The organism is Methylorubrum rhodesianum, from assembly GCF_014199985.1.
Taxonomy (GTDB): Bacteria; Pseudomonadota; Alphaproteobacteria; order Rhizobiales; family Beijerinckiaceae; genus Methylobacterium; species Methylobacterium rhodesianum.
Genome location: NZ_JACHOS010000032.1, coordinates 1 through 17,687, shown reverse-complemented (window position 1 = coordinate 17,687; position 17,687 = coordinate 1). Strand labels below are relative to the sequence as shown.

General features: G+C 70.2%; 18 protein-coding genes. 11 read left to right on the top strand and 7 right to left on the bottom strand.

The window, feature by feature from the left end; all coding sequences use genetic code 11:
• Positions 1–250 precede the first annotated feature (250 nt).
• Positions 251–730, top strand: coding sequence for a hypothetical protein (locus HNR01_RS26830; protein WP_183670958.1), 480 nt, complete (start codon positions 251–253; stop codon positions 728–730).
• A gap of 161 nt (positions 731–891) precedes the next feature.
• Positions 892–2,523, top strand: coding sequence for an ABC1 kinase family protein (locus HNR01_RS26825; RefSeq protein WP_026105237.1), 1,632 nt, complete (start codon positions 892–894; stop codon positions 2,521–2,523).
• Positions 2,524–2,623: 100 nt separating this feature from the next.
• Here the strand turns inward: HNR01_RS26825 and HNR01_RS26820 are convergent, their stop codons facing one another.
• The 3 genes from HNR01_RS26820 to HNR01_RS26810 form a co-directional block, all read right to left on the bottom strand.
• Positions 2,624–2,803 (bottom strand): hypothetical protein, encoded by a 180-nt coding sequence (locus HNR01_RS26820; protein ID WP_012453251.1) that lies wholly within the window; start codon positions 2,801–2,803, stop codon positions 2,624–2,626.
• An 83-nt stretch (positions 2,804–2,886) separates the two neighbouring features.
• Complete coding sequence (locus HNR01_RS26815) at positions 2,887–3,885, bottom strand: SDR family oxidoreductase (RefSeq protein ID WP_183670956.1); 999 nt, start codon at positions 3,883–3,885, stop codon at positions 2,887–2,889.
• Positions 3,886–3,953: 68 nt separating this feature from the next.
• On the bottom strand, positions 3,954–4,811 hold the full coding sequence (locus tag HNR01_RS26810; RefSeq protein WP_183670954.1) for an SDR family oxidoreductase: 858 nt from the start codon (positions 4,809–4,811) through the stop codon (positions 3,954–3,956).
• Between the two features lie 208 nt (positions 4,812–5,019).
• Here HNR01_RS26810 and HNR01_RS26805 point away from each other — a divergent pair, with 208 nt between their 5' ends.
• The 6 genes from HNR01_RS26805 to HNR01_RS26780 all read left to right on the top strand — a co-directional run bounded on the left by HNR01_RS26805 (position 5,020) and on the right by HNR01_RS26780 (position 9,943).
• Positions 5,020–5,673 (top strand): FUSC family protein, encoded by a 654-nt coding sequence (locus HNR01_RS26805; RefSeq protein WP_153876496.1) that lies wholly within the window; start codon positions 5,020–5,022, stop codon positions 5,671–5,673.
• A gap of 95 nt (positions 5,674–5,768) precedes the next feature.
• A complete protein-coding gene (locus tag HNR01_RS26800) occupies positions 5,769–6,941 on the top strand; it encodes a zinc-dependent alcohol dehydrogenase (protein WP_183670952.1) in 1,173 nt (390 codons plus the stop codon).
• Positions 6,942–6,979: 38 nt separating this feature from the next.
• Positions 6,980–7,591, top strand: a complete 612-nt coding sequence (locus HNR01_RS26795) for a cysteine hydrolase family protein (RefSeq protein WP_183670950.1) — start codon at positions 6,980–6,982, stop codon at positions 7,589–7,591.
• 162 nt (positions 7,592–7,753) lie between these two features.
• Complete coding sequence (locus HNR01_RS26790; RefSeq protein WP_183670948.1) at positions 7,754–8,764, top strand: SDR family oxidoreductase; 1,011 nt, start codon at positions 7,754–7,756, stop codon at positions 8,762–8,764.
• Positions 8,765–8,918: 154 nt separating this feature from the next.
• Positions 8,919–9,170: a hypothetical protein gene (locus tag HNR01_RS26785; protein WP_183670946.1), complete on the top strand. Its 252-nt coding sequence runs from the start codon at positions 8,919–8,921 to the stop codon at positions 9,168–9,170.
• 392 nt (positions 9,171–9,562) lie between these two features.
• Positions 9,563–9,943: a hypothetical protein gene (locus HNR01_RS26780; RefSeq protein ID WP_017482561.1), complete on the top strand. Its 381-nt coding sequence runs from the start codon at positions 9,563–9,565 to the stop codon at positions 9,941–9,943.
• 81 nt (positions 9,944–10,024) lie between these two features.
• On the opposite strand, the gene HNR01_RS26775 is transcribed toward HNR01_RS26780, so the two are convergent.
• The 4 genes from HNR01_RS26775 to HNR01_RS26760 form a co-directional block, all read right to left on the bottom strand.
• A complete protein-coding gene (locus tag HNR01_RS26775; RefSeq protein WP_017482560.1) occupies positions 10,025–10,387 on the bottom strand; it encodes a SpoIIAA family protein in 363 nt (120 codons plus the stop codon).
• 74 nt (positions 10,388–10,461) lie between these two features.
• The gene (locus HNR01_RS26770; RefSeq protein WP_183670944.1) at positions 10,462–12,639 is read right to left on the bottom strand and encodes a primosomal protein N'; all 2,178 of its coding nucleotides are present in this window, start codon (positions 12,637–12,639) and stop codon (positions 10,462–10,464) included.
• A 92-nt stretch (positions 12,640–12,731) separates the two neighbouring features.
• Positions 12,732–13,892, bottom strand: a complete 1,161-nt coding sequence (locus tag HNR01_RS26765; protein ID WP_183670960.1) for an MFS transporter — start codon at positions 13,890–13,892, stop codon at positions 12,732–12,734.
• 123 nt (positions 13,893–14,015) lie between these two features.
• Entirely contained in the window at positions 14,016–14,414 is a 399-nt protein-coding gene (locus HNR01_RS26760; RefSeq protein ID WP_183670942.1) for a tautomerase family protein, read from the bottom strand.
• A gap of 119 nt (positions 14,415–14,533) precedes the next feature.
• Between HNR01_RS26760 and HNR01_RS26755 the strand changes: the two genes are divergently transcribed.
• The 3 genes from HNR01_RS26755 to HNR01_RS26745 all read left to right on the top strand — a co-directional run bounded on the left by HNR01_RS26755 (position 14,534) and on the right by HNR01_RS26745 (position 17,485).
• On the top strand, positions 14,534–15,457 hold the full coding sequence (locus HNR01_RS26755; protein WP_183670940.1) for a LysR substrate-binding domain-containing protein: 924 nt from the start codon (positions 14,534–14,536) through the stop codon (positions 15,455–15,457).
• Entirely contained in the window at positions 15,454–16,098 is a 645-nt protein-coding gene (locus tag HNR01_RS26750) for a lipase family alpha/beta hydrolase (RefSeq protein WP_183670937.1), read from the top strand. Before HNR01_RS26755 ends, HNR01_RS26750 begins: the two co-directional genes overlap by 4 nt.
• A 217-nt stretch (positions 16,099–16,315) precedes the next feature.
• Positions 16,316–17,485, top strand: a complete 1,170-nt coding sequence (locus tag HNR01_RS26745) for a complex I NDUFA9 subunit family protein (RefSeq protein ID WP_183670935.1) — start codon at positions 16,316–16,318, stop codon at positions 17,483–17,485.
• The last annotated feature ends 202 nt before the right edge of the window (positions 17,486–17,687 follow it).

Here is a 17,687-nt window from a genome sequence, read left to right as displayed (position 1 = left end):
CGGCTCGCGCCGCGCGGGCCTTTTGACGTTCCCGGCCGCACCACCAGAGCCGCCCGCCGCCCATGGATCGGGCCCCCGGCCCAAAGAGGGGAGGGGACTTCGGCGATACGGTCCATCCCGGAAGATGGCCGCCCACGGATTACCGAACCTCCTCGACGAGCGGCAAAACTGCAGGGGAGGGACGGCGTCGCTCGACCTTGATGCCGCCCAGGTTGCCGGCAGGATGGACGCTTGATTCAGGGGCCTGCCCATGACCGCCTTCCGCACACTTCTTTTGACGGCCGGTCTGCTCGTCGCCGGCACGGGCGGCTATCTCGGCTGGGCGCTGACGAGTGCGGAGGGCTATGACGCGGGTGGTCGCGTGCTGAAGGCGCGCTACGGCTTCCTCGTCATGCCGCATGCCGAGCGCCAGAGCCTTCGCAAGCTGGCGATGATGAAGGCGGCCGGCCAGTGCGAGTGGGAACTCGACGAGACGTTCTGGAGCCGCGTCTACCAGCTCTATGTCGGCGACGAGCACGGCGTGCGCGCCGCCGTTTACGCGACGCTCCTGGACGAGCAGAAACGCTACTTCCTGTCGGATCCGGACCACCGCCGCTGCCGGGCGGCCTGGGCTCGGTTCGGCACGGGGGGCGCCGACGTACCGGGCATCCTGCGGACCATCGCTCCGGAAGCCGCGGAGACCGCCGAGAAAGTCCTGATCGACGTTCATGCCGAGGCGGCCGCGCCCTGAACCGGGGAGGCTGACGAACACGCCCGTCGCTTCGGCGGCCGAGGACGCGCCTGGCGGTCGCGATCCTAAAAAAGCCCCATGGCCGCGCGATTGCGAAATGCCCGGCGAGGGCCGGATCGGTCTTGCCCGGACCGACGCTTCGCGCGACACGCAAGACCGCCATGCTCAAAACAGCCTTCGTCGCCGCGCGCGACCGTCAGCGCCTCTCGGAAATCGCTTCGGTCCTGATCGGCTTCGGGCTGACCAAGGTCGTCGACCGGCTCGGGCTGCACAACATCCCGCTCATTCCCCGCCGCACGCCGCGGGTCGACGTCACGCGGCTATCCCAGCCCGAGCGGCTGCGCCGGGCCATTGAGACGCTGGGGCCGACCTTCATCAAGTTCGGCCAGATCCTGGCGAGCCGTCCGGATCTGCTCTCGCCGGTCTGGACCGACGAGCTGGAGAAGCTGCACAGCCAAGTCAAGCCCGTGCCGTGGTCGCTGATCGGCCCGCAGCTCGAGGCCGATCTCGGTGCGCCGCCCCAGGAGGTCTTCGCCGAGTTCGACCTCAATCCGATCGCCTCGGCCTCAATCGCCCAAGTCTACCGGGCGCGCCTGCATTCCGGCGAGGAGGTCGTGGTCAAGGTCCTGCGGCCGGGCCTGCGCAAGATCATCGAGGCGGACCTGCGGCTGATGGCGCACGGCGCCCGCATCGTCGAGGCGGAGTGGCCGGAGATGGCCCGCTACCAGCCTCAGGAGCAGATGCGCCACCTCGCCAACGGCCTCAACGGCGAGCTCGACCTGCTCAACGAGGCCCGCAACTGCGAGATGATCGCCGAGATCTTTGCCGGGCGCGACGACATCGTCATCCCGAAGATCTTCTGGGAATGGTGCTCCGAGCGGGTGCTCGTCCAAGAGTTCATCCACGGCATCTCGCCCAACGACGCCGCCGCCCTGCGGGCGATGGATGCGGACAAGAAGGCGCTGGCGCAGAAGGGCTGCGACGCCTTCCTGCGCATGGCGCTGATCGAGGGCGTGTTCCATGCCGACCCCCATCCCGGCAACCTGCTGATCCTGCCCGGCAACCGCATCGGCTTCATCGATTTCGGCATCGTCGGACGCTTGTCGCAGAAGCGACGCCAGCAACTGCTCGTCCTGATCGGCGCGATGCTCAAGCAGGACGTCGACGGCCTGATGGCGACCTTGCTCGACTGGACCGGCACCTCGAACCCGGACCTGAGCAAGCTGGAGCAATCCGCCCAGAACTTCGTGCAGGCCCATTCCTCGATCCCGCTCAATCTCGGGCTCGTGCTCACCGACTTCATGACCATGGCGCGCGAGAACGACCTCGCGATGCCGACCGATCTCGCGATCCTGTTCAAGGGCCTCGTCACCGCCGACGGCGTGATGCGGCAGCTCGATCCGGGTTTCGATCTGTTCGCCGCCGCCGGGCCCACCGTGCGCGCGAGCATGCGCTCGCAGTTCTCTCTGCGGGGGCTGATGCGCAAGGCCGAGTCGCTCGGGAGCGGCCTCTATGGCGCAGCCTCCGAACTGCCGACGCTGATCCACCTCATGCTGGTGCGGCTCAAGCAGGGGCGCGTCACCGTCGAGATCGAGCTGAAGGGGATGGACAAGCTGGTGCGCGGCATCGAGCGCGGCGCGGCGCGGGTCGCCGTCGGCCTCGTTGTGGCGGCCTTCGCCACGCAGCTCGCACCGCGGCTGATCGACCTCGGCACGCCGGCCTTCGTCATCATCGGCATGACCGTAGCGATGCTCGGCATCGGCTGGCTGGTGCTGCTCGGCCGCGACCGCTGAGGCGGACGGGTCGTCGGGATCCAGCCGGCGGGCGCGGCCTCCGCCCGGGGGCGGGGGCCGTGGCAGTCCGATCGATTCGATGGTGCGTTGATACGCGGGCTCAGGCCCGGACGACGGGCTTGGCCTTGAGGGCGGCGGCCAGCGCCTTGAGCTGACGGTCGAGGTCGGCCAGTTCGTTCAGGGCGATGGTCTTGTGGCCCGCCTTGACCGCGCGCTCGATGTCGCTGACCTGCGAGGAGGCCATGCGCTTCAGTTCGGTCGCGAGTTGGTCCCTGGTCATCGGCGCTCCTTTCATCACCAGGCTCGATGCGCCGGTGATAGGGGCTTAGGCTTAACCGGGGGTTTTCTCGGCGGCCTTCGCGTTCACCGTCCCGATCGCTCGGAGCGGCGCCCGAGCAGGCCGCCGAGGGCCAGGGCCGCGCCGGCGGCGAGGACGGCCACGCCGAATCCGCTTAGGGTCGAGGCCGAGGGGAGGCGCTTTCGCGCGCGCCAGCCACCGTCCGAGGTCGTGCCGTCCCGGATCGGTGCGCGCAGGGACCCATGCGTCCTGGGCGCGGGCCGCGCCCGATCGAGCGTCCGATTGAGGGCAAGGCCCATCAAGTGCTCGGTCGGCCCCGGCGCCAGGGCGTAGGCGGCCTGGGCCGCGCGGGCAGGCCAGCCCACCGCGATCTCGTCGCGGGGATGGCGCACGACGTGAACGAGGGTCCCGGCGACCTCCTCGGGGGCGTAGAGCATCGGGCCGGGATCGAGGGTGCGGCCGGAGACGTTCGCGCCGTGGACGAAACCCGGCGTATCGACCATCGCGGGGAACACCGCGCAGACGTGGATGTGGGGGTAACGCCGCAACTCCTGGCGCAGGCTCGCCGAAAAGCCGCGCAGGCCGAACTTGCTCGCGGTGTAGGCCGCGGCGAACGGGGCTGGCGCCCAGCCGCCGAGCGAGACCATGTTGACGAGGATGCCCCGCTGCCGTTCGAGGAAGCGGGGCAGCACCGCGTAGGCGCCGTTCATGGCGCCGAACAGGTTCACCTCGACGGTGCGGTGATGCAGGTCGAGCGGCGCATCCTGGAACGGGCCGAACACGCCGGTCCCGGCATTGTTGATCCAGGCGTCGATGCGGCCGAAGCGATCCTCCGCCGCGCGGGCCAGGGCCTCGACCGCCCGCGGATCGGTCACATCGGTGGGCACGGCGAGCGCCGCCGGACCGATGCGGCTGCATTCCTCCGCCAGTGCTTCGAGCAGGTCCCGCCGCCGGGCCGCGACGACGACATGGGCACCGGCCCGCGCGAAGGCGAGGGCGGCGGCGCGGCCGATGCCGCTCGATGCGCCGGCAATGACGACGACGGCTTCGTGCAGGTTCTTCAAGGCGGGCTCCCCGGCAGAAGGCGCCCGGCCGCGTCGCCGGACGCATCGGTCGAACACGGATCGAGAGATCAGATGATCGGCTTGCCGCCGGTCACCGCCACCGTGGCGCCGGAGACGTAGCTCGACTCGTCGGAGGCCAGCATCACGTAGACCGGCGCCAGCTCCTTCGGCTGGCCCGGCCGCTTCATCGGCACCTGCGAGCCGAACTGCTTCACCTTCTCGGCCGGCATGGTCGAAGGAATCAGCGGCGTCCAGATCGGCCCCGGCGCGACGCAGTTCACGCGGATGCCCCGCTCGGCCAGCATCTGCGCGAGGCCGCCGGTGTAGTTCTGGATCGCACCCTTCGTGGTGGCGTAGGCCAGAAGTTGCGGGCTCGGCGTGTCGGCGTTGACCGAGGTCGTGTTGATGATGGCCGCACCCTCGCCCATGTGCGGCAGCGCCGCCTTGGTCAGGTAATGCATCGCGTGGATGTTGACCTGGAAGGTCTTCTCCCACTCCTCGTCGGAGATCTCTTCCGGGGCGGTGAAGGTCGCCTGATGCGCGGCGTTGTTGACGAGGACGTCGACGCGCCCGAAGGCGTCCACCGCCTGCTCGACGATGCGCCGGCAATGGGCGGCGTCGCCGATATTGCCCGGCACCAGAACCGCCTTGCGCCCGGCCTCCTCGATCAGGCGCCGCGTCTCGGCGGCGTCCTCCTCCTCGTCGAGATAGGAGACCAGCACGTCGGCGCCCTCGCGGGCGAAGGCGAGCGCCACGGCGCGGCCGATCCCGGAATCGCCGCCGGTGATGATCGCCTTCTTGCCCTCGAGGCGGCCGGACCCTTTGTAGCTCGTCTCGCCGTGATCGGGCTTCGGATTCATCTCCCGCGTGGAACCCGGCATCGCCTGCGGCTGATCGGGAAAGGGGGGCTTGGGGAAGGATTCCATCGGCCTTGCTCCAGTGCCTCGAGATGTAGGGGGATGCCCGGACAACCCCGCCGCGCGGGACGGGTTCGGCTGAAATTTCACGCGCATCGCCGGCGTTTGCGCCGCGCGCGGATGTCTTCAGATGCGTTGGTGTGCAGATGCGTTGGTGTGTTCGTCCGGCGCTGATCGAAGCCGGGCAAGCGTTCGGCGCTCGGAAGAAGGACGAGGGATGCGGGTTGAGCAGGCGATGCGCCGTGCCGGGGAGGGAGACGGGGCCGAGCGCGCCGTCGAGGATGCCGTGCGAGCGGAAGCCGACAGCGAGGTGTCGCGCCGGGCGGATCGCGACACCAGCCGCATCCACTGGCTGCGCGATCAAACCGCGCGGCTGCGCAAGCGCCTGCCGCTGCGCCGCCGCCTCGCCGGAGGTCTCTCGCACGGCGTGATGTCGGCCGTCGCCGCCATCGCCGCCTACTTGCCGACGCAGGTGCTCGGCCTGCGCGAGGGATTCTGGGCGGCGATCACCGCGGTCGCCGTCGCGCAGACGGAGTTCGGTGCCACGCGCTCCACTGCCCGGGACCAGTTCACCGGGGCCGCGATCGGCGGCGCGATCGGGCTGGCCGCCTACCTCACCCTGGGACCGTCCGTTCCCACCTACGCGGTCGCCGTCGTGCTGGCGATCCTCGCCTGCTGGCTCGTCAACGTGGCGAGCGCCTGCCGGCTCGCCGGAATCACTGCTACGATCATCCTGCTCGTGCCCCATCTCGGGCCGGTGGAGCGCATGGCGGGATCGCGGGTGCTGGAGGTCGGTTGGGGAGTGTGCGTGGCCATCGCCACCGTCTGGCTCGTGACGCGCGTGAACCGCTGGCTCGGGGTCAAGCTGTAACCGCCGAAATTCTTCGAGGAACTTGGCCGTAAGCGCCCGGGGTTTCCTGCGGCAATGCCGGAGCGGCATCGCCGGTCGAACCTTGAGGACAATTCATGAAAGCACTGTGCTGGCACGGCAAGGGCGACATCCGCTGTGACACGGTGCCGGATCCCTCGATCGAGGATTCCCGCGACGTCATCATCAAGGTCACGTCCTGCGCCATCTGCGGCTCCGACCTCCACCTGATGGACGGGCAGATGCCGACCATGAAGTCGGGCGACGTGCTCGGCCACGAATTCATGGGCGAAGTGGTGGAGACCGCGCCGGGCTTCACCAAGTTCAAGAAGGGCGACCGCATCGTCGTGCCCTTCAACATCAATTGCGGCGAGTGCCGCCAGTGCAAGCTCGGCAACTGGTCGGTCTGCCAGCGCTCGAACCGCAATGCCGAGATGGCGGCGGCGCAGTTCGGCTTCACCACCGCCGGCCTGTTCGGCTACTCGCACATCACCGGCGGTTACTGGGGCGGGCAGGCCGAGTACGTGCGCGTGCCGATGGCCGACGTGGCGCCGATGAAGGTGCCCGACGGCATGGACGACGAATCCGTCCTGTTCCTCACCGACATCCTCCCGACCGGCTGGCAGGGTGCGGAACATTGCGAGATCAAGGGCGGCGAGATCATCGCCGTATGGGGCGCAGGGCCCGTCGGCCTGTTCGCGATCCAATCGGCCCAGATCATGGGCGCCGAACGGATCATCGCCATTGATACGGTGCCCGAGCGCCTCGCCCTTGCGCGCAAATACGGCGCGACCGACATCATCGACTTCGCCAAGGAAGACGTGTTCGAGCGCATCAAGGAGATCAGCAAGGGCGAGGGCGCCGACGGCGTGATCGACTGCGTCGGCATGGAGGCCAGCGCCGGCCACGGCCTCTCCAGCGTGATCTCCACGCTGCAGGAAAAGCTGACCTCCACCGAGCGGCCCTACGCGCTGATGGAAGCGATCCGCGCGGTGCGGCCCTGCGGCATCGTCTCGGTGCCGGGCGTCTATGGCGGGCCGATCCCCGTCAACATGGGGGCGATCGTGCAGAAGGGGCTCACCATGAAGAGCGGCCAGACGCACGTGAAGCGCTACCTCGAACCGCTGACCAAGCTGATCCAGCAGGGCAAGTTCGACACCGCCTCGCTGATCACCCACCGCTCCACCGACCTCGCCGACGGTCCCGGCCTCTACAAGACCTTCCGCGACAAGAAGGACGGCTGCGTTAAGGTCGTCTTCCATCCGAACTGAGCCGAGAAAGCACAAGAAGAAAGGATTCGGAGCGCGCCATGGCAGGCAAGGACGGCCTGAAATTCGGAGAACTCGGCCCGAGGGCCGCTCATCTCTGCGTCGATGCCCAAAGGATGTTCTTCGAGGAGACCGACTGGCACACCTCCTGGCTCGCCCGGATCCTGCCGAACATCGAGCGCCTCGCCGCCGCCCATCCGGAGCGGACGGTGTTCACCCGCTTCGTACCGATCCGCTCGCCCGAGGAGGGCCGGGGCGCGTGGCGGCGCTACTACGAGCACTGGCCCAAGATGACCCTCGACGCGCTCGGGCCCGAGATGGTCGAACTGGTGCCGAGCCTGATCCGGTTCGCACCGCCGGCCAAGGTCGTCGACAAGCTCGTCTACTCGCCCTGGATGGGGCCCGAACTTGAGCGGATGCTGGAGGCGCAAGGAACCGACACCCTAGTGGTGACGGGGGGCGAGACCGATGTCTGCGTGCTGGCGACCATCCTCGGCGCGGTCGATCGCGGCTACCGCGTCATCGTCGCCGCCGACGCGGTGTGCTCGTCGGCCGACCAGACCTACGACGCGATGATGTTCCTCTACCAGAGCCGCTTCGGCGAGCAGATCGAGACCGCGCCGACCGCCGAGATCCTGGACGCCTGGCATTGAGCCCGGGGCTCGGTGCCTGCGATTTCTCTGCCCAGGTTCGGGGCGGGTCCGCGGAAACTGCGCCGTTCGCGGCTGGGTTCACCGGCTGACAGCCTCCGGGACGAGGCCTTCCTCGGCAGCGCCCGGTTGCCCCGACATCTTACCCGATCCCAGGAGACGCCCATGCCGAGCGCTGCCAAGAAGCCGCTCGACCAGCAGGTCATCGTCATCACCGGCGCCTCCAGCGGCATCGGGCTCGCGACCGCGCGCATGGGTGCGGCGCGCGGCGCCCGGGTCGTGCTCGCCGCCCGCAACGGTGAGGCGCTGGCCGAGATCCGCGCCGAGATCGAGCGGCAGGGCGGGGATGCCCTCGACGTCGTGACCGATGTCTCGGATCGGGCGCAGGTCGAGGCCCTGGCCCGTGCCGCCATCGACCGCTACGGCCGCATCGACACCTGGGTGAACGATGCCGGGCTCTCGATCATTGGGCGGCTCGAAGAGGTCGAGGACGGCGATCACCGGCGCCTGTTCGACGTGAATTTCTGGGGCGTCGTCTACGGCTCCCTCGTCGCGTTGCCGCACCTGAAGGAGAGCGGCGGCACGCTGATCAATCTCGGCAGCGTCGCCTCCGACGTCGCCTTCCCGCTCCAGGGCATGTACAGCGCGAGCAAGCACGCCATCAAAGGCTTCACCGACTCCCTGCGCATCGAGCTGAAGGAGGAAGGGGCGCCGGTCGCGGTCACGCTGATCAAGCCGGCGGCGATCGACACGCCCTTCCCGGCACATGCCCGCAACTACACCGACCGCGAGCCGAAGCTGCCCCCACCGGTCTACCGCACCGAGGAGGTCGCCGAGGCGATTCTCCACGCGGCCGTGCATCCGCGCCGCGACATCTATATCGGCGGCGGCGGCCGGATCATGAGCGCGGCTCAGGCCGTGGCGCCGCGCGTCTTCGATACGGTCGGGAGCAGCATGGCGGGTCTGCAGCAGCGTGCAGAGCCGCCGCGCCATCCGGAAGGATCGCTCTACGAGGCGGGCGTGGGCGGCCGCACGGCCGGGAGCCATCCCGGCTACGTGATGCGGCGCAGCCTCTACACCCGAAGCGCACTCCACCCGCTCACCACCGCTGCAGTGGTCGCCGGCGTCGGGCTCGCCGCCGCGGCGAGCCTCATTGGCGGCAGCCGCCGCCGCTGATACGCTTCGATCAGGCCCAGCCGGTGAGGGGTCCGTGAACCGCTCACCGGCTGCCTCGACAGCCCGTTCCGGCGCACGTCTCGGCCGAGCCGACCCCCGAGGCGCCGGAGCACGTCCCGACCTGACCCTCCGGGGTGCATCGCGAGGAGCCGACGTGGCGAGCCTGGAGACGACCCTCGACATCTTCTCGGCGCTGCTGGCCTCCGAGCAGCCGGCCCAGGTCGGCGAGGCGGACGAGGCGATCTGGGCCTACCTCGCCGCGTATGACGGCCTCGATGCCCAGATGCGGGCCCTCGACCGGCTCGGGCAGGGCGTGGCCGGGCTCGATGCCTCCTCCGCCTTCATGCCGATCCTGCTCGATACCCTCGATCGCCACCGGGCGCGGCTCACCGAGCCGTCCGCCTGAACGCACCCGCCGCTTCGGCGTGATCCAGAACCTGCGCCGCCGCGGTGCGGCCGCGGGCAACGATCCTTGCCGCCGTCGAGCGACAAGGCTTCGCGCTCCCGACGAAGAATCCTGGCCGTTTCGCGCAGGCGGCGGCCCGACGTTCGAAAGTCTCTTAAAGCTCAGCTTGCAACACCGCGGTGCCTGAAAGCCACGGCTTTCAGAACTCATTCATCGTCGGCGCGTCAGTTGTTCCACGAGCAGTCGTGATTTGTCGGCAACCGAGGCAGCATTTGCCGTCATATTGTCGCCTCTTGTTTGCGTAGAGTGCGGGCATCTCACAGATCGACGGTACGGATTGTGCGGGCGACGGCGCACCGTACGTTCACCCTCGTCGCTGAGCTGGATGACGCATGCCCAAGTTCGCCCTCACCGCTGCCCTGGCCGCCGCGCTCGTTTCGCCGGCGATGGCGGGAGATTTCGACGGGACATGGTCGGTTCAACTCGTCACCGAGAGCGGACTGTGCGACGCCCAGTACAGCTACACCCTCGCGGTACGTGGCGGGCAGGTTCGCCCCATCGCGAATGCGTCGTCCGGCAGCACGACGGTGACCGGCCGTGTCAGCGCCGACGGCGGTGTGGGGCTCAATGTCGCGACGGCGGCTGCGAACGGCACCGCCTCGGGCCAGCTCCAGGCCCGCGCTGGCTCCGGAACGTGGCGTGTCTCCGGCGGCCTCTGCACCGGGCGCTGGATGGCCAAGCGCCACACCGTTCGGACCGCCTCGGCCGAGTGACGGAGTCGGATTCCTGCATCTGTCGAAGGGCGGGCCCGAAAGGCCCGCCCTTTTTTCATGCGAGAACGATTCCGCTTTCGGTCAGGCCGCCGTTTCGAGCCAGGTGCGCGCCTCGCCGATGCGGGCGCGCTCGAACACCTTGATCTGCACCGGCGACACGAAGCCGAAGGTCTCGGCCACCGCCCGCAGCCAAGTCGCGTCGGTGACGAGAGCCACATGGCTCACGCCCTTCATCATCGAGATGCCGAAGCGGGGATCCTTGAAGAAGGCCGCCGGCTCCATGCCCTCGAAGCTGCGGATGTCTTCCAGAAGCTTGAGACGGCCGCCCTTGTCGAGGTCCGCCTTCATCGCGGTCATCACCGCGTTCATCTCCTCGTCCGTGATCTTTCCATCGACGATGATCTCGGCGATCCCGGAATCGGGCTTCTTCTCGTAGGTCAGCAAGGCGCGGCGCTCCTCGATTGGGCCGAGGGCCAGAGACCGGGAGGGGACCTCGAGCCGGCGGCGAACGGAGCCGATTATAGAAAGCTCTGCGGGTCCACGTCGATTGCGACCTTGAGATTACCCCGCGGCTTCGGTCCGCGGGCCAGCCAATCCCGCAGATAACTCTGCACGTCGATGCCGCGCTCGGTCTTCACCAGCAGCCGGAATCGCCAGCGCCCGCGCACAAGGGCGAGGGGGGCTTCCGCCGGCCCGAGCACGCTCACGCCGGCCGGCGGATCGGCGACCCGCGCCAGGGCCTGACCATGGGCCTCGGCCTTTTCCCGCTCCTCAGCGGAGACGATCAGCGCCGCCAGCCGCCCGAACGGCGGCAGCCCCGCCGCCTCGCGGGCCCAGATCTCCTCCTCGTAGAACCGGTCGGCATCGCCCGAGAGAAGGGCGGCGATGACCGGGTGCTCGGGCTGATAGGTCTGGACCAGGGCGCGCCCGGGGCGCTCGCCGCGCCCCGCGCGTCCCGTCACCTGCTGCAGGAGCTGAAAGGTGCGCTCGGCCGCCCGCGGATCGCCCGAGGTCAAGCCGATATCGGCGTCGAGCACGCCCACCAGCGTCAGGTGCGGGAAATTGTGGCCCTTGGCCACGAGCTGCGTGCCGATGACGATGTCGCAATCACCAGCCGCCACGGTCTCGAGTTCCTGTCGCAGCCGCTCGGCGCCGCCGGGAAAGTCGCTCGACAGCACGACGATGCGCTGCTCGGGGAACAGCGCCGTCACCTCCTCGGCGATCCGCTCGACGCCGGGGCCGCAGGGGGTGAGATGATCGAAGGCGCCGCACTCTGTGCAGGCCTCGGGCTTGCGCTCGGCGTAGCCGCATTGATGGCAGACCAGCGCCCGGCGGAAGCGGTGCTCGACGAGCCAAGTCGAGCAGTTGCGGCACTGGTAGCGGTGGCCGCAGGCCCGGCACAGCGTCAGCGGCGCGTAGCCCCGCCGGTTGAGGAACAGCAGGGCCTGATCGCCTGCCGCCAGCGTCGCCTTCACCGCGTTCACCATCGGCGGCGAGAGGAAGCGCCCGCGCTCGGGCTTGTCGAGACGCATGTCGATGGCCGCGATGTCGGGCAGCGGCCGTCCGCCGAAGCGGCCGGGCAGCGCGACGTGGCGGTAGCGCCCGCTCTGAGCGTTGACCCGCGACTCGATCGAGGGTGTCGCCGAGGCGAGCACCACCGGGCAGCCCTCGATCTTGCCCCGCACGACCGCCATGTCGCGGGCGTGATAATGGACGCCGTCCTCCTGCTTGTAGGCGGTCTCGTGCTCCTCATCGACGACGATCAGGCCGAGATTCCGGAAGGGCAGGAACAGGGCCGAGCGGGCGCCGACCACGACCGAGACCTCGCCCGCGGCGACCCCCGCCCGCAGCCGCTCGCGCCGCTTGCCGCCGACGCCGGAATGCCAAGTGGCCGGGCGAACGCCGAAGCGTCCGGCGAAGCGGTCGAGGAACTGCGCCGTCAGGGCGATCTCCGGCATCAGCACCAGGGCCTGCCGCCCCCGCCGCACGCATTCGGCAACCGCCTCGAAATACACCTCCGTCTTGCCCGAGCCGGTGACGCCCTCGAGCAGGATCGTTTCGCCGGCCGCCACCTCCGTCGGAGAAGGAGCGTTGCCGATCAGGGCGTGCGCGGCGTCCGCCTGCGCGTCCGATAGCGGCACCCGCGGATGATCCGGATCCGGCGGCAGGGCCACGGGCTCGGGCATCAGCGCCACCGTCTCCAGCGCGCCGTCGTCGATCAGCCCATCGACCACGCTGAGCGAAACACCCGCCTCCTTGGCGAGCGCGCTCTTGCCGCGCACCGCCCCGTCGGCGGCAGCGGCCATCACCTTGCTGCGGGCCGCCGTCTGCCGGGCTGGCGGCTTGCCGGAGGTGCGCACGCCGATGCGCGGCGCCTCGTTGCGGGCGGTCTCGTCGGGCAGGCGCAGCGCCATGGCGAGCGCCGAACCCTTCGGCGCCAGGGTGTAGCGGGCGAGCCAATCGACCAGCTTGCGCAAGGCATCCGAGAGCGGCGGTGCCTCGACCCGGCCCGTCACCGGCCGGAGATTTCCCCCCGACGCGCGCTCGTCGAGCCCCCAGACCACGCCGATCGTCTCGCGCGGCCCCAGCGGCACCTGCACGATGTCGCCCTCGGCGAGGTCGAGCCCGGCCGGCACCGCGTAGCTGTAGGCGGTGTCGAGCGCGAGCGGGATCAGGATGTCGGCGACGACGGGCATGGACTCGTGAGGGCTGCCTGATTTGTTCTATATATGTCCCGGCGCGCGAAGGCGAATGCCCCGAGGCTCCAGCACCCCTAAAAGGCCGGTGCTTATCGGATGTTCGAAAGCCCTCGCGCAACGGGCATGGCCGACAGGCTCACCGCGGCCATGACCCAGAAGCCCACCGAGCCGAACCGGCCGTAGAGAGAGCCCGCCAGCAGCGTCATCAGCGCGGAGGCGAGGCCGAGCCCGAACGTGCCGTAGAGCGTGAGCGCGGTGGCCCGGCGATGCTCCGGAACCGTCTCCGCGATCAGCTGCAGGCAGGCGAGGTGCAGCAGGGCGAAGGTCAGGCCGTGCAGAAGCTGGATCCCGACGAGGGCGGGCAGCCAGGAGGTTTGCGCCTGCACCGCCCAGCGCAGGCCGCCGGCGAGCGCGGCCAGCGTCAGCGACCGGGCGGGGCCGATCCGCGCCACGAGCCTCGGCCCGAGCCAGAGAAACACCAAGACCTCCGCCGCGACCGCCTCCGCCCAGAGCAGACCCGCCGCCCGCGGCGTGATGCCCGCCGCCTGCCAGACGATGACCGCGAAGGCGTCGTGCATGGCATGCGCCCCGATCACCAGCGCGGCGGCGAGGACGAGCCGGCGGAAGCGCGCCTCCGCGGCGAGGGCCGCGAACCCACCCCCCGCCCCCTCGTCCGGCGGTACGGGGATGGAGACGGCGGGAAGGCGCAGCGTCAGCGCCGCCCCGGCCGCGAACAGCAACCCGCAGGCGAGAGGCCCGACACCGTGGCCGATCCATCCGATGAGATGGCCGGTGAGGATCGTGGTCGCGATGAAGGCGGCCGAACCGGCGGCGCGGATGCGGCCGTAATCGGTGCCGTCGCGGCCGTCGGCGAGCACCATGGCATCGGCCAGGGGCGCGAGCGGCGCGGTCGCCGCCGCCTGGACGAGGGCGACGGCGAGCAGCACGGCAAAGCCGTGGCCGCCGAGGAATGCCAGCGTCAGGGCTGCCGAGAGGGCGAGCCCTCCGGCCAGGAAGGCCGGCACGGCGCCGAACCGATCGGCGAGCCGTCCCGCCAGCGGTCCGGCGGCGAGCCGCACCAGCATCGCGGCCGATAGCAGCGTCCCGATCTCGCCCGGTCCGAGCCCCCGCGTTTCGAGGAAGGCCGGCAGGAAGGGCGAGAGCGCGCCGTAGGCCCCGTAGAGGGCGGTGTAGAGCAGAAGGAGACGGCCCGGACCGACCGATGTGCTGTGCCGTCCCTCCGCCGCCAACACCCCGCGCCCCTCTGCCGATGCCCCGTGCGAGGATGCCAGGGAAAGTGCGCGAATCGAAGCGCGGCCGGCGGCTTACGCCAAGCCGTCCGAGCCCGATGCGATCGGCCCGGCGGGGTTCGGCTAGCTCCGCGCCGCCGTATCGACGGTCCGCGCCGCCTGGGTCAGGCCGCCATAGCCCCAGGCATCGGCCGGCACCTCCTGCACGACGACGTAGGTCGCCAGCGGCAACGGCCCGGGCAGTGTCCGCACCAGCAGTTCGTGGGCGGCGGCCACGAAGAGCGCCTTCTCCTGCGCCGTGTTGGTGCCGTGCGTCACCCGCGCCTCGATATGCGCCGCCCGTGTCACCGCCACCCCGCCGACGGACCAGCCGGCGGCCGGGGCCGGCTCCACCAGAACGGCGGTGAGGTCCGCCCGCTTGCCGAGCACCTCCGCCATCAGGGCGGTGATTCCCCGCTGGAGTGCGGCGACCGTCTCGGGCCCGGTCTCCGGGCCGGTAATCGTGAGTCTGACGAAGGGCATCGCGGTTCTCTCATTCCAGTGACGGCGGTCGATCCGCCGTTGACGCACGAGATTGAACTGCGCAGCATCGTTCAGGAAAATCGCGTAGTTCTTCATTGATGATTTGGAAAAACTGAACGATGGCAGCGCTGCCCGTGAACCTCGACATGGACGTGCTGCGCACCTTCGTGACCGGGATCGACCTCGGCAGCTTTGCCAAGGCCGCAACCCGGCTGGGGCGCTCGCCCTCGGCGATCAGCCTGCAGATGCGCAAGCTTGAGGATCAGGTCGGCCAGCCGCTGCTGCGCCGGCACGGCCGGGGCCTCGCGCTGACCGAGCCGGGCGAGATGTTGCTGGGCTATGCCCGCCGCCTGCTCGATCTCAACGACGCCGCGGTGAGCGCGGTCGCGGCACCGGCCCTGTCCGGCTGGGTGCGGCTGGGCCTGCCGCAGGATTTCACCGAGACCGGACTGCCGACGGTGCTCGCCCGCTTCGCCCGGCTGCACCCGGGGGTGCGGGTCGAGGCGCATGTCGAGCGCGACGCGGTGCTGCGAGGCGAGCTGGAGGCCGGCCGCCTCGACCTCGCGCTGGTCTGGGACACGCCCGGCGCCGCGGGGGAGGAGGGTTCGGTCGCGCACCTGCCGCTGGTCTGGATCGGACCGCGCGCCGAGGCGGGGCTCGTCGCCCCAAACTCCTTGCCGCCCCCGTTGCCGCGCCCCTTGCCGCTCGCACTGTTCGGGCCGCCGTGCCTCTTCCGCCGCGCCGCGACCGACGCCCTGGACGCGGCCGGCATCCCTTGGCGCGTCGCCTTCAGCAGCCCTGGACTCGCCGGATTGTGGGCGGCGGTGGCGGCCGGTCTCGGCGTGACCCTGCGCACCCCGCACGGGCTGCCGCCGACGCTGCGGCCCCTCGATCCCGACGACTCGGATCTGCCGCCCTTGCCGAGCCTGCGCCTTCGTCTGGTCCGCGGCGCGCGCGGCGCTGACCCGGCGGTCGCGCACTTCGCCGAACTCCTCGGCGAGACGCTCGCCGAGACCACGCGCAGGACGGCCCTGCTTCCGTGACCGAGGGCGTCCTCCTCCTGCACGGCATCGCCCGCCGGGCCGCGTCGCTTCGCCCCCTGGAGCGACGTCTGACGACCGAGGGCTACGCCTCGCTCAATCTCGACTATCCGGCCCGCCGGCTGGGGCTCGCCGACATTGCCGAGACCATCGCGCCCGCGGTCGCGACCTTCGGCGCCGGCGTGAGCCGCCTCCATCTCGTCACCCACTCCATGGGCGGCCTCGTCGCCCGCGTGCTGCTGACCCGGCACCGGCCGGACAATCTCGGGCGCGTGGTGATGCTGGGCCCGCCCAACGGCGGCAGCGAGGTGGCCGACGCGCTGCACCGCCTCGCGCCCTACCGCCGCTTCTTCGGTCCGGCCGGCGCCGAACTCGTGACGTTGCGCGGGGCGGCCCAGGAGCGCCTGTTCGGCCCGGTCGATTATCCCCCCGGCGTGATCGCCGGCAGCCGCAGCCTCTATCCGCTGGCCTCCCTCTTGCTGCCGGGGCCGAACGACGGACGCGTCACGGTCGCGCGGACCCGCCTTGAGGGAATGGCCGATCACATCGTGCTGCCGGCCGCGCATCCGACCATGATGTGGAACCGTCGGGTGCTGTCCGAAACCCTGCATTTCCTGCGATGGGGCCGCTTCGATCGGCGATGACGCCGAGCCTTCGCGCGGACGATCCGCGAGCAGCCGGCATCCGCGCTCTGGAACGATGCGTGATTCGTTCCATTTTCCTTGTGCCGACAGGCTGCCCTCGACTTCAAACTGGTCTAAGGAGCGTGCTGCCGACGGTCGCGCTCCGGGGCTCGTCGGCCGTGCGGTCTCCAGGCCGCCCGTCTCGACGTGTCACCCGAGAAAGGGGCCTCCTTCGGCCATGAGCAGCCTCGTCACCGCGCCCGGCGCCACGACCCGTCCGCAATCGCAGCTCGTGACCGTGTTCGGCGGTTCCGGCTTCCTCGGGCGCCATGTGGTGCGGGCCCTGGCGAAGCGCGGCTACCGCATCCGCGTCGCCGTGCGCCGGCCCGATCTCGCGCTCTTCCTGCAGCCGCTGGGCAAGGTCGGCCAGATCGTCGCGGTGCAGGCCAATCTCCGCTACCCGGACTCGATCCGCCGGGCGGTCGAGCATTCCGACATCGTCATCAACCTCGTCGGCATCCTGCAGGAGACGGGCAGCCAGCGCTTCTCGAAGCTCCAGACCGAGGGAGCCGGTGAGATCGCCCGTGCCGCGGCGGCAATCGGGGCGAAGCTGGTCCACGTCTCGGCGCTCGGGGCCAACCCGGATTCGCCCTCGCTCTACGCCCGCTCCAAGGCGCTCGGCGAGGCGGAGGTGCTGCGGGCCTCCCCCGATGCGGTGATCTTCCGCCCCTCGCTGGTGTTCGGGCCCGGCGACGGCTTCTTCAATCGCTTCGCCTCACTCGCGACCTTCCTGCCGGCCCTGCCGCTCGCCGGAGCGCAGACCCGCTTCCAGCCGGTCTTCGTCGGCGACGTCGCCGAGGCGATCGCCCGCGCGGTCGATGGCCTCGTGCCCGGCGGCCGCGTCTACGAACTCGGCGGGCCGGAGGTAAACACCCTTGAGTACTTCGTGCGATACATGCTCGAGGTCACCATGCGCCGCCGCGCGGTGCTCGATCTGCCCGAGCCGGTGGCGCGCCTGCAGGCCCGCGTCATGGAGATCGCGGACACGCTGACCCTCGGGCTGCTGCCGGCCAACTTCAAGCTGACCCGCGACCAAGTCATCCTGCTCCAGACCGACAACGTGGTCTCGGACGCGGCGAAGGCGGAGGGACGCACCATCGAGGCGCTCGGCATCGAGCCGACCACGGTGGAAGCGGTCGTGCCGAGTTATCTCTGGACCTATCGCAAGGCGGGCCAGTTCGCGCAGGGGCGCGGCACCGAGGCCGAGGCCGGCGTGCCGGATTTGCTCGCGCCGCAGAGCGAGTCGACCCAATCCCTGCACCGTCCGTCCCGCGCCAGCGGTCCGGCTGTCGGCCAGAAGGCCGCTGGCCAGAGTCAGATGGGCTCGCGCTGGGGTACGCGCGGCTAAAGGGGAGGTTGGTCCGCACGCGGAGCGTCCCTGTGAAGCGATGGGAAGGTCCGAGACGGCCCTCCTCGCACTTTCCGCGATTTTTCGATTGACGCCGCGGCTAGGGTCCCCTATACCCCATTTCACCGACGGGGCGCCGCGGTCCACCGCTTGGTGGGCGAGGGCTTCGACGGTCTTCGGGATTGTCGGTGGAGCGGAGCTG